Raw genomic sequence first — 12,573 nt, forward strand, 5'->3', positions numbered from 1 at the left:
TTCCAGCGAAACGGGCCTTTTTTGTGGGCGTCTTTTATGAGCGTCAGATGATGCGGGCCGACTCTGCCGATCGCTCGAGACGAATGGCCACGAACTTCGACGTCGGCGTGCTGCTGCCATCGCCAACGCTTTCCAGCGGTACCAGCGGGTTGACCTCTGGGTAGTAGGCCGCAGCCTGACCGGCCGGAATGTCGAACGCCAGCAGGGTGAAGCCTTTGACGCGGCGCTCGCGGTTGTCGCTCCAGATTGAGATCACGTCAGCTTTCTGACCCGGCTGAAAGCCCAGACGAATGATGTCGGCTTCGTTGACGAACAGCACATCACGCTGGCCTTTGACACCGCGATAACGGTCGTCCAGGCCATAGATAGTGGTGTTGTACTGATCGTGCGAGCGCATCGATTGCATGATCAGGTCCGGAATCTGCCCGGTCGAGCTGATGTCTTCATGGATCAGGCTCAGCGGCAACGCGTTGGATTTGAAGTTGGCGCGCGTCGAGGCTGTGTTCCAGCGGCGTGCACCGGCGGCGTTGCCCAAGTAGAAGCCACCCGGATGTTTTACGCGCTCGTTGAAGTCTTTGAAGCCGGGGATGGTGTCGGCGATCAGGTCGCGAATGCGGTCGTAGTCTTCGACCAGCCACAACCAGTCCACAGGTGCCTTGCCCAGTGTTGCGTTGGCGATACCGGCGATGATCGCAGGCTCGGAACGCATCTGCTTCGACGACGGCTTCAACTGTCCGTTGGATGCGTGGACCATGCTGAACGAATCTTCCACGGTCACGGCTTGTGGGCCGTTGGCCTGGATGTCGATGTCGGTACGGCCGAAGCACGGCAGGATCAGCGCGTCCTTGCCGTGGAACAGGTGGCTGCGGTTCAGTTTGGTGCTGATCTGCACGGTCAGGTCGCAGTTGCTGAGGGCTTCTGCAGTGCGATGGCTGTCCGGTGTTGCCTGGGCGAAGTTGCCGCCCAGCGCGATGAACACCTTGGCGCGACCTTCGGCCATGGCGTGAATGGCTTCGACCACGTTGTGGCCATTTTCGCGGGGCACTTTGAACTGGAAGCGTTTTTCCAGAGCATCGAGCAGGAACACCGGTGGGCGCTCGTTGATGCCCATGGTGCGGTCACCCTGCACGTTACTGTGACCGCGCACCGGGCACAGGCCTGCGCCTGGACGGCCAATGTTGCCGCGCAGCAGCATCAGGTTGGCGATTTCCTGAATGGTCGCAACCGAATGGCGGTGCTGGGTGATACCCATTGCCCAGCACATGATGACGTTCTTGCCCTTGGCGTACATGCGTGCCGACTGTTCGATGTCAGTAAGCGGCAGGCCGGACTGCTCGACAATCTCGTCCCAGGACGTGTCATCGATGGCGGCCAGGTATTCAAGCACGCCTTCGGTGTGTTCGTTGAGGAACGCGTGATCAAAGACCGACGGCTCATTTGCCAGCTGTGCATCACGCTCCCATTGCAGCAGGAACTTGGCCATGCCGCGCAACAGCGCCATGTCGCCGCCCAGGGCAGGGCGGAAGTAGGCGGTGTTGGTCGGACGGTCACCGTTGGTGAGCATTTCGACCGGGTGCTGAGGGTGCTGGAAACGCTCCAGACCACGCTCTTTCAACGGGTTGACGCACACCACCTGCGCGCCGCGTTGTACCGCTTCACGCAGGGGTTCCAGCATGCGCGGGTGGTTGGTGCCGGGGTTCTGGCCGAGGACGAAGATGGCGTCGGCGTGTTCGAAGTCTTCGAACGTCACGGTGCCCTTGCCCACGCCGACGCTTTGCGACAGCGCTACACCACTGGCTTCGTGGCACATGTTCGAGCAGTCCGGGAAGTTGTTGGTGCCATAGGCGCGCACGAACAACTGATACAGGTACGCCGCTTCGTTGCTGGCGCGACCCGAGGTGTAGAACTCGGCCATGTTCGGGCTGGGCAGGTTCTTCAGGTGCTTGGCGATCAGCGCGAATGCGTTGTCCCAGCTGATCGGCTTGTAACGGTCGGTTTCGGCATCGTAGGCCAGAGGCTCGGTCAGGCGGCCCTGATACTCAAGCCAGTAGTCGCTCTGCTCCAGCAATGCACTGACGCTGTAGCGGGCGAAGAAGGCCGGATCGACACGGCGTTTGGTGGCTTCCCAGTTGACCGCCTTGGCGCCGTTCTCGCAGAACTTGACCAGGCCGCTTTCCGGCGAATCGCCCCACGCGCAGCCAGGGCAGTCGAAGCCGCCATTCTGGTTGGTCTTGAGCATCATGCGCAGGTTCTTCAGAGCGTTGTCACTGCCCAGCCAGTGTTGCGTCACGCTGATCAGTGCGCCCCAGCCGCCTGCCGCACCTTTGTATGGCTTGTAGCGGGGGATAGGTGTCTTGTCGGCTTGATGATGAGTGCTCACGCTTGAATCTCCATCGCAGGGCTATAGACCCGCGGCGCACTGTGCTGCGGCAGGTGAATTAAATTGAGGTTGTGGCGGCGGGCCCATTGCAGGGCCAGGCCGGTGGGCGACGACAGGCTGACCAGGGTCTGGATGCCTGCGCGCAATACTTTCTGAATCAGTTCCAGGCTGCAGCGGCTGGTCACGATGGCGACGCCGCCTGCCAAGGGGATGTCCTGACGGATCAATGCGCCGATCAGCTTGTCCAGCGCGTTGTGGCGGCCAATGTCTTCACGTCCCAGCAACAGCTGGCCGTTACCGTCCATGAACACCGCAGCATGCACAGCGCCACAATGGCGGCCAAGCGGCTGGAACTCACCGATGCGCTGACGCAGGCCTTCCAGCCACTCAATCGGCGGCAAGGGTGCGCCGGGCAGCACGTTCAGTTCTGGCAGAGCCTGCTCTACCGCTTCAACGCCACAGAGCCCGCAACCGCTGGTGCCTGCCAGTTGCCGACGCTGTTGCTTGAGTTCCCAGAAGGCACGGCTGGCGATTTCGACTTCGGCCTGCATCGCCGAGCCGCAACCGCTGATTTTGAAGTCGTAGATTTCGTCGTGCGAGGCAATGATGCCGCTGCCCAGGCTGAAACCGACGATAAAGTCTTCCAGATCGGTGGGGCTGACCAGCATGACTGCCTGGCTGATGCCGTTGTAGGCAATCGCCAGTGCCACTTCTTCGGCAAGTTCGTTACGTGCAGAGTCAGTGCCCTCGAGGTTCGAGTAGCTGTAAGACTGGCTTGCTTCGGGGGCTGGCGTAGCAAAGGACGCCGAGCTGACCTTGCGCGTAACGGGCATGGGCTGAAATACCGGCAGAATGACATCTGCAAGACTAGGCCCGTTCTGGTAAATCGTCTAATCGCTAGTGCTGATGTGCCGATAGATGACGTCGATCAACGCTCTAGCGCGGCATTTCTGCTACCAGTGCAAAGCAGGCTTCAGCCAGTGCCGAGCGCGGTGCACTGCGGCGCATGATCAACCCCAGCCGGGCCAGCGTACGGGCGTCGGCGATCGGGTGCAGGCGCAAATGCTCGGTGAGCGTTTCCAGGCCGCCATCCAGCGGCATGATCGCGCAGCAAAAACCGCCATGGACGGCCTGCAGCAACTGATGAACGGCATCGGTCTGGATCAATGGATTGGGCTGAAGGCCACGGCTGTGGAAGTTGTGATCGATCGATTGGCGAAAATGCATGCCGCTGGTCAGAGTGCCCAGCGGCAATTCGACCAGATCGGCCCAGCTCAACGGTTCGTCACCAAAGGTAAAGTGCCGACGGTCATACAGCAGCCCCATGCGCGTGTCGTCCAGGGTCAGCGAGTCGAAGCGTTCGGTGTCCAGCCGTTCCAGGTATGAAACGCCCAGATCGATACGATTGCTCGCCAGTTGTTCCAGCACCTGCTCGGAACTCAGTGACGACAGCTCGAAGCGCAGGTTGGGGTGCATCTGGTGCAGCCGGTGCAGCAATGGCAGCGGATCGAAGCTCGACAGCGGCACTACACCCAAGCGCAGTGTGCCGACCAAGTGCCCCCGGCAGGCAGCCGCTTCAGCCTGCAGGCCGTCGTAGGCTGCCAGTACCGTGCGTGCCCAGGCCAACACGCGTTCGCCTGGCGCAGTGAAGCCTTCAAAACGCTGGCCCCGATTGACCAGGGGCAAACCGAGCTCTTCTTCCAGATTGCGCAGACGCATCGACAAGGTGGGCTGGGTGATATTGCAACGCGCAGCCGCATGGCCGAAGTGCCTCGTTTCATCAAGGGCGATCAGAAACTTAAGTTGCTTGATGTCCATATTCACTCCGCTGGGCCGTCCAGACAGCCGATTCTACGCGTTCAGGCTGAAGGATGGAGCACGCCCTTGATCAGCTCCCGATAATCGTCCACCGCAGCGAACTCTTCGGTGTCTTTCGGGCCTTTCTGGCTGTTGGGCTGGCTGACGGCCAGCAAATGGGCTACACCAAAGTGGCGGGCGCTGCGCAGGATCGGCAAGGTGTCGTCGATAAACAGGCTGCGTGCCGGGTCAAACGCGGTGTCGGCCTTCAAGGCGTCCCAGAAATGCTGGCTCTCTTTGGGGAAGCCGTAATCGTGAGAGCTGATCAGGCGCTCGAAATAAGGCGCCAGCTCGATTCGCTCCATCTTCAGCGACAACGAATCGCGGTGCGCGTTGGTGATCATGATCACCCGTTTGCCCGCTTGCTTGATGGCGGCGAGAAAGGTCTCGGCGTCCGGGCGCAGTGCAATCATGTGCGCAATTTCGCGTTTCAGGTCGCGAACCGACAGTTTAAGCTCGGCGCTCCAGAAATCCAGGCAGTACCAATTGAGCGTGCCCGCGTTGTTTTCGAACAGCGGCTTTAACTCCAGCCAGGCCATGGCGAAACTGACGCCGTGCAGTTCGGCGTAGCGCTGCGGCAGGTGCTGCATCCAGAAGTGTTCGTCGTAATGCAGGTCGAGCAACGTGCCGTCCATATCCAGCAGGACGGTATCTATTTCGCTCCAGGGCATGGAAAGCATTAAGGCCTCGTCAGGGGTTGAGAGCGGGTAAGCATATCCGACACAGACATCGGGAAAAGCTCGGTATAGTACCTCGTTCATGTAAAGGAGCCTGTCATGCGTCAGAAACCTACCGTACTTGCCCGCGCAATCGTCGCCAGTAGTCGTCTGTTCCGCGTTGAAGAGCTGCAATTGCGCTTTGCCAATGGCGTCGAGCGGACCTATGAGCGTCTGGCCAGCAAAGGTACGGGCCCCGGGGCGGTGATGATCGTGGCCATGCTCGATGCCGACCACGCGGTGTTGATCGAAGAATATTGCGGCGGCACCGATGCCTACGAGCTGTCCCTGCCCAAGGGGCTGATCGAGCCCGGCGAAGACGTGCTGGCGGCCGCCAACCGCGAACTCAAGGAAGAAGCCGGTTTCGGTGCCCGGCAACTGGAATTGTTGACTGAACTGTCGCTGTCCCCCGGTTACATGAGCCAGAAAATTCAGGTGGTCCTCGCCACAGACCTTTATGAAGAGCGGCTGGAAGGCGACGAGCCCGAGCCAATCCGGGTCGACCGGATCAACCTGCGCGAGCTGTCGAGCCTTGCGCAGAATGCCCAGTTCAGTGAAGGCAGGGCGCTTGCGGCGCTGTACCTGACCCGTGACCTGCTAACCCAGCGTGGATTGTTCCAGCCATGACCGATTCGTTACAAAACCTGCCACATCCGCTGCTCGCCCCGGTGATTGAACTGGTCCGCCTGGCGGGCGAGGTGATCCTGCCGTTCTGGCGAGCCAATGTCACCGTCACCACCAAGACCGACGACTCGCCAGTGACCGCCGCCGACCTGGCAGCCCACCAGGTTTTGGTCGAGGGCTTGCAGGCGCTTGATCCGAGCATTCATGTGCTCTCTGAAGAAGACGCCGATATCCCGTTCAGCGAGCGAGCGAAATGGGAGCGCTGGTGGCTGGTCGATCCGCTGGATGGTACCAAGGAGTTTATCTCCGGCAGTGAGGAGTTCACCGTCAACGTCGCGCTGATTGAGCGTGGCCGCGTGGTATTCGGCGTGGTCTCGATGCCCACCAATAACCGCTCCTACTTCGGCGGTGCCGGGCTGGGTGCCTGGCGCAGCGATGACATCGACCACCTCCAGCCGATTGCCGTGCGCACTCAGCCGGGCGAAGGGCAGACCTTTACCGTAGTCGCCAGCCGCCGCCATTCCAGTCCGGAGCAGGAGCATTTGCTGGCTGGCCTGTCGAGCGGGCTTTGGCATTTGCAGCTGACCAATATCGGCAGTTCATTGAAATTCTGCCTGCTGGCCGAAGGTGCTGCCGATTGCTACCCGCGACTGGCCCCGACTTCGCAATGGGACACCGCTGCGGCGCAAGGCGTGCTTGAAGGCGCTGGTGGCGAAGTGCTGCAACTGGACGGCAAACCGTTCAGCTACCCGGCACGCGAATCGCTGCTCAACCCGTTCTTCCTGGCGTTGCCTGCCAACGCCGAATGGCGCGACAAACTGCTGGTGCTTGCGCAGTCCTGAAGCCAGCTTCAAGGCCTCTGCCCGGCGAGCGTAGGAGCGAGCCGGGCGACGCTTCGCTTGCTCGCGAAGGCGATTGTTCAAGCGATGAATTTTTGCGGATTGCACTGGCCTCTTCGCGAGCAAGCTCGCTCCCACAGGTCTGCGTACAGTGCATCCAATGCGTGCAGCCTCACTGGCGCAACACGAACTGCCCGACAAAGCGCACGGCCTGTTCTTCGCTTGATACAGGTATGCAGGGGCGAGCGCGCTCTTGTGGGAGCGAGCCGGGCGACGCTTCGCGTGCTCGCGAAGGCGATGGTTCAGACGATGAATTTTCATAGATTGCACCGGCCTCTTCGCGAGCAAGCTCGCTCCCACAGGTCTGCGTACAGTGCATCCAATGCGTGCAGCCTCACTGGCGCAACACGAACTGCCCGACAAAGCGCACGGCCTTTTCTTCGCTTGATACAGGTATGAAGGGTCAAGCGCGCTTTTGTGGGAGCGAGCCGGGCGACGCTTCGCTTGCTCGCGAAGGCGATGGTTCAAACGATGAGTTTTTGCGGATTGCACCGGCCTCTTCGCGAGCAAGTTCGCTCCCACAGGTCTGCGTTCAGTGCATCAACTTCGCGCAGCTTCACCGGTGCAATACAAACTGCCCGACAAAACGAACAGCCTGTTCTTCGCTGTCCTGCGCGGTAATGCTGGTGTGCAGGGTCATGCGGGCGCGGCCTCGGCGTTGGTAGGTGGTGATGAACTTGTCCCACAGCGCCAGCTCTGGCGCATCACAGCGGGCGATGGCGTCGGTGCGTACCGGCAGTGGATAACTGATCTGCCCGTCCTGAATCACAATATGCCCATCGCTGATCCGGCCTCGCGTAGCCGCAGGTGCAGCCAGCCCCAGCCCGCCAGCACTGCGCCGCAATACAGGCTGCCGCCGAACAGCGTGTTCTTGTGATTGACGTTGGGTGCCAGTGGCAGGTGCAGGCGCAGTGTCTGGTTGTGCCAGTCAATCACGCGCATGCCCATTTCGGGGTCAGCGGAATGTCGTGGTGCAGCACCTGCTCAAGTTCGCGGGCTGCGTCATGTTCAGGCTCAATCGTTGTCATCGGAAGCTCCGCTGCTGTCGCCAAACGTCAGGCCGTGTTTACGCAGTTTGTCGTGCAGGGTTTTGCGCGGCACACCCAGCGCTTCCGCCAGGCTGCGAACCGAGCTGTGCGGGCGAGCCAGCTCGGCGGCGATCAAGGCCCGTTCGAAGCTTTCCACCTGATCACTCAAGCCGCCGCCCGGCGGTGGCGCCTGCTCTGCATCGCCGCCCTCCAGCTCCAGCTCGAGACCCAGCGCAAAGCGTTCGGCGGCGTTTTGCAGTTCCCGGACGTTGCCCGGCCAGTTATGACGCAGCAACAGCGCGCGCTGGCCGGGCTTGAGTTCGTGCTTGGGAATGCCGTGGCGCATGCTCGCGGCATCGGCATAATGCTCGAACAGCATCAGCGCGTCTTCGCCACGTTCGCGCAACGGCGGGATACGCAGCGAGGCCACGTTCAACCGGTAATACAAGTCCGCCCGGAAGCGGCCCTGATCAGCCGCCTGCCGCAGGTCCTCCTTGGTCGCCGCAATGATGCGGATATCCAGCGGGATCTGCTGATTGCTGCCCATTCGCTCGACCACGCGTTCCTGCAACAGGCGCAGCAGTTTGACCTGGACATCCAGGCTCATGCTTTCAATTTCATCGAGGAACAGCGTGCCGCCGTTGGCAAACTCGAACTTGCCGATACGCCGCTTCTGCGCGCCGGTGAAGGCCCCGGGCTCGTGACCGAACAGCTCGCTTTCCACCACCGATTCAGCCAGCGCGCCGACGTTGATCGCTACGAACGGGCCGCTGCGGCGGTTGGACAGGTCGTGCAGCGCGCGGGCGACCACTTCTTTGCCTGCGCCGGTTTCACCGAGGATCAGCACGTCGGCTCGCGTCCCGGCCAGTGCGCCGATTTGTTCGCGCAGACGCAGGATCGGCGGCGACTGACCGATCAGGCGTGTGCTCAGTTGTTGGCGATCACTCAGGGCCAGGCGCAGGCTGCGGTTATCCAGCACCAGACGGCGCAGCGCCAGGGCACGGCGCACGCTGTCGAGCATGGCGTCGCTGGCGAAGGGCTTTTCCAGAAAGTCGTAGGCCCCGGCGCGCATGGCTTTCACCGCCAACGGTACATCGCCATGCCCGGTGATCAGCAGCACCGGCAGGTCGGGGTCCTGCGCGTGAAGCTGGTCGAGCAGCTCCAGGCCATCCATGCCCTGCATGCGAATATCGCTGACCACCACGCCCGGCCAGTCGCGGCCAATGCGTTCGGCCAGCCCGGTTGCCTCGGGCAGCGACAGAACGTTCAGGCCAGCCAGGTCCAGCGTCTGACGCAGTGCCTGACGCAGGTGCGAATCGTCGTCGATCAGCACCACCTGAATCTGGCTGTCGATGGCTGTGTCCGAACTCATGCAGAAAGGTCCTCTGGCGGTTGAAGATTGGCTCCGGAAGCACCGGCCCGCAGGCGCAGGGTCAGCAGCGCACCGCCGCTGGGATGGTTGGCGAACAGCAATTCGCCGCCCAGCGCGCGCATCAGCGTATCGCAGATGGCCAGACCAAGGCCAAGCCCCTGGGTGCGGGTCTTGGTCGTAAAGAAGGGCTCGCGAGCCCGTGCCAGCGCTTCCTGGGAAAAACCGGGGCCGTTGTCACGAATGTACAGGTTAACGCCCTCAGCGGTTTGCTCGACACTTATCCACAGCCTGCGCGGCGGGCCTTTCTCGGTGAGGGCGTCCAGCGCGTTGGCGAGCAGATTGCCGAGCACCTGACGCAGGCGGGTTTCACCGGCCTGCACCCAGATCGTGGCGTCCGGCAGGTCACGGATCAGTTCGACTTCCATGGCGCGCCGCCGCTTGGCCAGCAGCGCCAGCGCATCTTCCAGCGCCGGTTGCAGTGCCACGCTTTCAGGGGCGTGGCGGTCGCGACGGGCGAAGGCGCGCAAGTGCGCGATGATCGAGGCCATGCGCCCGGTCAGTTCGCTGATCAGCTTGAGGTTGCCGCGTGCGTCCTCGGTGCGCTGATGATCGAGCAGCACTTCGGCGTTTTCGGCGTAACTGCGGATGGCGGCCAACGGCTGATTCAGCTCATGGCTGATACTCGCCGACATGGTGCCCAGCGCCGTCAATTTGCTGGTCTGCACCAGTTCGTCCTGGGCCTGCACCAGCTCCTGCTGCGCCTGTTCGCGCTCCAGCACTTCCTGACGCAGCCGGCTGTTGAGCCCCTCCAGATCGCTGGTCCGCTCGATAACCCGCATCTCCAGTTCGCGGCGCGCCTTGGCCTCGAAAGCGATGCGGTCCAGATAATGACGACGACGCTGCATCATCAGGCCCAGCAACAACATCAGCACCAGAAGCGCCGCGCCGCCAATCGCCACCACCGTGCGTACCTGACGGTCAACAAGGGCGCGAGGCGCGAGAATGTTCACGTTCCAGCCGGTTTCTTCGATGGCCTGGGTCTGGGTCAGCCAGGCGTGCTCATCAATCCTCAGAGGTCGCGGATCGCGGGTCGGGTAGGACTGGATCGCGACAATGGCCTTTTTCTCGTCATCGGTCAGGTCGCGGGTCGCCCGAAAGCGCCACTCCGGGTTGGAGGTCAGGATTACCACGCCGTTCTGATCGGTCAGCAGCAGTTGCTCGGGCGTCTTGCCCCACAGGGTTTCGGTGTGGTCCAGGTCGACCTTGATCACCAGCACGCCGATCACCCGATCACCATCGCGCACCGGGCCTGCAAAGAAGTAGCCACGTTTGGCCGACGTAGTGCCAAGGCCGAAGAAGCGCCCGGTTCTGCCCGCCAGCGCATCAATGAAATAGGGCCTGAAGGAAAAGTTTCGGCCGATGAAGCTGTCCTTCTGTTCCGAGTTCGAGGCGGCCAGGGTCAAGCCGTTGGCGTCCATCAGGTACATGACGTCGGCACCGGTCTGGCGCGTTATCTCGCTGAGCAGACGATTGGCGTTTTTCAGGGTGGTGACGTCGCTCGGTGCGGCCAGTGCGCCGCGCAAGGCGGGCAGGTCGCCGAGAATCTGCGGCAGGGCTTCATAACGGTGCAGGGTGCCGAGCAGGTTGGCGACGTACAGGTCCAGGGTCTGGCGGTTCTGGTTGGCCAGCACGCTGCGGTAATAACGTTCGGCCAGATGCTCCAGCGGCCACAGCAACGGTGCCAGGCACAGTGCCAGAAGGGCAAGGCTGCGCCAGCGAGGGCGGGGCGGCAGAGCAGCAGAAGTCATGGTCATCGATTGGCCGTCGCCGAAGGGTTGGCGATGCCTGCCGGCGACAAGGCCGGTACAGGCAACAGAAACACCCGGTCGATCCTGACGTGGGCATCAGGCGCGTATTATGCCCGCCGCCGACTCGTCAGGCACCCGGACATTGCGCCGGGTGGCCTGTGATCATGTGTTCAGGGAAACAGATCGGCTTCTTCCAGGCGTTTGCCTTGCTGGTCTTTGGCCGACAGATTGGGCTGGCCGTCGAATTGCCAGTCGATGGCCAGGTCCGGGTCGTTCCAGGCGATGCAACGCTCAGCTGACGGCGTGTAGTAGTCGGTGGTCTTGTAGAGAAACTCGGCATTCTCGCTGAGTACTACGAAGCCATGCGCAAAACCTTCCGGCACCCACAGCTGCCTGGCGTTTTCAGCGGACAGCTCGACGCCGACCCACTGACCGAAGTTCGGCGAACTGCGGCGAATGTCTACGGCCACATCCAGCACCTTGCCAACGGTGACGCGCACCAGTTTGCCCTGGGCGTTTTCGATCTGGTAATGCAGGCCGCGCAGCACGCCTTGCTGCGAACGCGAGTGGTTGTCCTGCACGAACTCACGGGTCAGGCCAGTAGCAGCCTGAAAAGCCCTGGCGTTGAAGCTTTCATAGAAGAAGCCTCGTTCATCACCGAATACCTTGGGTTCCAGAATCAGGACTTCCGGCAATTTTGTCGCTACTACGTTCACGTGGCTTCCCCTGCAATCTTCAATAAATGGTGGCAGCTCGACAGTCTGCACTCACGCGCGTCTGCCGAAAAGTAGGGTGATCAGGCAATCAGGTCCTTTGGGTCGGTGAAACCCAGTCGTTCGCCCTGATAACTGCCGTCCTGAACCCTGCGGCACCAGTCCAGGTTGTCCAGATACCACTGCACCGTCTTGCGCAGCCCGGACTCGAAGGTCTCTTCGGGCGTCCAGCCCAGGTCGTTGTCGATTTTGCTGGCATCGATGGCATAGCGCTGGTCGTGGCCCGGACGGTCAACCACGTAGGTGATCAGGTCTCTGTATTGCGCGACGCCCGTCGGGTGCTGCGGGGCCAGCTCATCGAGCAGCGCACAGATACCGCGGACGACGTCGATGTTTTTCTGCTCGTTATGACCGCCGATGTTGTAGGTCTCGCCGACTTTGCCTTCGGTCACGACCTTGAGCAGTGCTCGTGCGTGATCCTCGACATACAGCCAGTCGCGCACTTGCAGGCCATTGCCGTACACCGGCAGGGGCTTGCCCGCCAGGGCATTGAGAATCACCAGCGGGATGAGCTTTTCCGGGAAGTGGAACGGCCCGTAGTTGTTGGAGCAGTTGGTCACCACCACCGGCAGGCCATAGGTGCGGTGCCAGGCGCGCACCAGGTGGTCGGACGCAGCCTTGCTTGCCGAGTAAGGTGAGCTGGGCGCATACGGCGTGGTTTCGGTGAACAGATCATCGACACCGTGCAGGTCGCCATACACCTCATCAGTGGAGATATGGTGGAAGCGGAACGCCTGGCGCTGCGCTTCCGGCAATTTCAGCCACCAGGCGCGCGTGGCTTCCAGCAGGCTATAGGTGCCGACGATGTTGGTCTGGATGAACTCGGCCGGGCCATCGATGGAGCGGTCGACGTGGGACTCAGCCGCCAGGTGCATGATCGCCTGCGGCGCAAAGCGTTCGAGCACCGCACTGACGCGGGCCTGATCGCAGATATCCGCCTGCACGAACTCATAGCGCGTGTCGGTCGCAATGGACTGCAACGATTCAAGGTTGCCCGCGTAGGTCAATTTGTCGAAGTTCAGCACTTCGTGTTCGGTGTTGTTTATCAGGTGGCGGATCAGTGCAGAGCCGATGAAACCTGCGCCCCCGGTAACGAGTATTCGCATGAACTGACCT

At 61.7% G+C, this 12,573-nt stretch carries 10 protein-coding genes and 1 pseudogene; 2 read left to right on the top strand and 9 right to left on the bottom strand.

What is annotated here, in order from left to right:
- Positions 1-43 precede the first annotated feature (43 nt).
- The 4 genes from AC4ANK_RS01095 to yrfG form a co-directional block, all read right to left on the bottom strand.
- Complete coding sequence (locus AC4ANK_RS01095) at positions 44-2,380, bottom strand: FdhF/YdeP family oxidoreductase (RefSeq protein WP_031598301.1); 2,337 nt, start codon at positions 2,378-2,380, stop codon at positions 44-46.
- Positions 2,377-3,213, bottom strand: a complete 837-nt coding sequence (gene fdhD / locus AC4ANK_RS01100; RefSeq protein ID WP_002551429.1) for a formate dehydrogenase accessory sulfurtransferase FdhD — start codon at positions 3,211-3,213, stop codon at positions 2,377-2,379. Before fdhD ends, AC4ANK_RS01095 begins: the two co-directional genes overlap by 4 nt.
- Positions 3,214-3,316: 103 nt before the next feature.
- Positions 3,317-4,198: a LysR family transcriptional regulator gene (locus AC4ANK_RS01105; RefSeq protein WP_002551430.1), complete on the bottom strand. Its 882-nt coding sequence runs from the start codon at positions 4,196-4,198 to the stop codon at positions 3,317-3,319.
- Positions 4,199-4,239: 41 nt separating this feature from the next.
- Entirely contained in the window at positions 4,240-4,917 is a 678-nt protein-coding gene (gene yrfG / locus AC4ANK_RS01110) for a GMP/IMP nucleotidase (RefSeq protein ID WP_002551431.1), read from the bottom strand.
- Between the two features lie 96 nt (positions 4,918-5,013).
- Between yrfG and nudE the strand changes: the two genes are divergently transcribed.
- Positions 5,014-5,580 (top strand): ADP compounds hydrolase NudE, encoded by a 567-nt coding sequence (gene nudE, locus AC4ANK_RS01115; RefSeq protein WP_002551432.1) that lies wholly within the window; start codon positions 5,014-5,016, stop codon positions 5,578-5,580.
- Positions 5,577-6,419 (top strand): 3'(2'),5'-bisphosphate nucleotidase CysQ, encoded by an 843-nt coding sequence (gene cysQ / locus AC4ANK_RS01120; protein WP_002551433.1) that lies wholly within the window; start codon positions 5,577-5,579, stop codon positions 6,417-6,419. The genes nudE and cysQ overlap by 4 nt, the downstream gene beginning before the upstream one ends.
- A gap of 613 nt (positions 6,420-7,032) precedes the next feature.
- Here cysQ and AC4ANK_RS01125 read toward each other — a convergent pair.
- The 5 genes and pseudogenes from AC4ANK_RS01125 to rfbB form a co-directional block, all read right to left on the bottom strand.
- Positions 7,033-7,504, bottom strand: a pseudogene (locus AC4ANK_RS01125) (YiiD C-terminal domain-containing protein).
- Positions 7,491-8,876, bottom strand: a complete 1,386-nt coding sequence (locus tag AC4ANK_RS01130; protein ID WP_460383976.1) for a sigma-54-dependent transcriptional regulator — start codon at positions 8,874-8,876, stop codon at positions 7,491-7,493. Before AC4ANK_RS01130 ends, AC4ANK_RS01125 begins: the two are co-directional and overlap by 14 nt.
- Positions 8,873-10,690, bottom strand: a complete 1,818-nt coding sequence (locus tag AC4ANK_RS01135) for a sensor histidine kinase (RefSeq protein ID WP_002551435.1) — start codon at positions 10,688-10,690, stop codon at positions 8,873-8,875. Before AC4ANK_RS01135 ends, AC4ANK_RS01130 begins: the two co-directional genes overlap by 4 nt.
- Positions 10,691-10,854: 164 nt before the next feature.
- The gene (gene rfbC, locus AC4ANK_RS01140; protein WP_002551436.1) at positions 10,855-11,400 is read right to left on the bottom strand and encodes a dTDP-4-dehydrorhamnose 3,5-epimerase; all 546 of its coding nucleotides are present in this window, start codon (positions 11,398-11,400) and stop codon (positions 10,855-10,857) included.
- 80 nt (positions 11,401-11,480) lie between these two features.
- Positions 11,481-12,563: a dTDP-glucose 4,6-dehydratase gene (rfbB, locus tag AC4ANK_RS01145; protein ID WP_002551437.1), complete on the bottom strand. Its 1,083-nt coding sequence runs from the start codon at positions 12,561-12,563 to the stop codon at positions 11,481-11,483.
- Positions 12,564-12,573: the final 10 nt, after the last annotated feature.

The sequence above is a fragment of the Pseudomonas sp. Pmew2 genome (assembly GCF_058129885.1).

Bases quoted from the DNA above. Each gene is read 5' to 3' on its own strand.
- fdhD (WP_002551429.1), bottom strand. From the start codon at position 3,213: ATGCCCGTTACGCGCAAGGTCAGCTCGGCGTCCTTTGCTACGCCAGCC.
- AC4ANK_RS01105 (WP_002551430.1), bottom strand. From the start codon at position 4,198: ATGGACATCAAGCAACTTAAGTTTCTGATCGCCCTTGATGAAACGAGG.
- yrfG (WP_002551431.1), bottom strand. From the start codon at position 4,917: ATGCTTTCCATGCCCTGGAGCGAAATAGATACCGTCCTGCTGGATATG.
- nudE (WP_002551432.1), top strand. From the start codon at position 5,014: ATGCGTCAGAAACCTACCGTACTTGCCCGCGCAATCGTCGCCAGTAGT.
- cysQ (WP_002551433.1), top strand. From the start codon at position 5,577: ATGACCGATTCGTTACAAAACCTGCCACATCCGCTGCTCGCCCCGGTG.
- AC4ANK_RS01130 (WP_460383976.1), bottom strand. From the start codon at position 8,876: ATGAGTTCGGACACAGCCATCGACAGCCAGATTCAGGTGGTGCTGATC.
- AC4ANK_RS01135 (WP_002551435.1), bottom strand. From the start codon at position 10,690: ATGACCATGACTTCTGCTGCTCTGCCGCCCCGCCCTCGCTGGCGCAGC.
- rfbB (WP_002551437.1), bottom strand. From the start codon at position 12,563: ATGCGAATACTCGTTACCGGGGGCGCAGGTTTCATCGGCTCTGCACTG.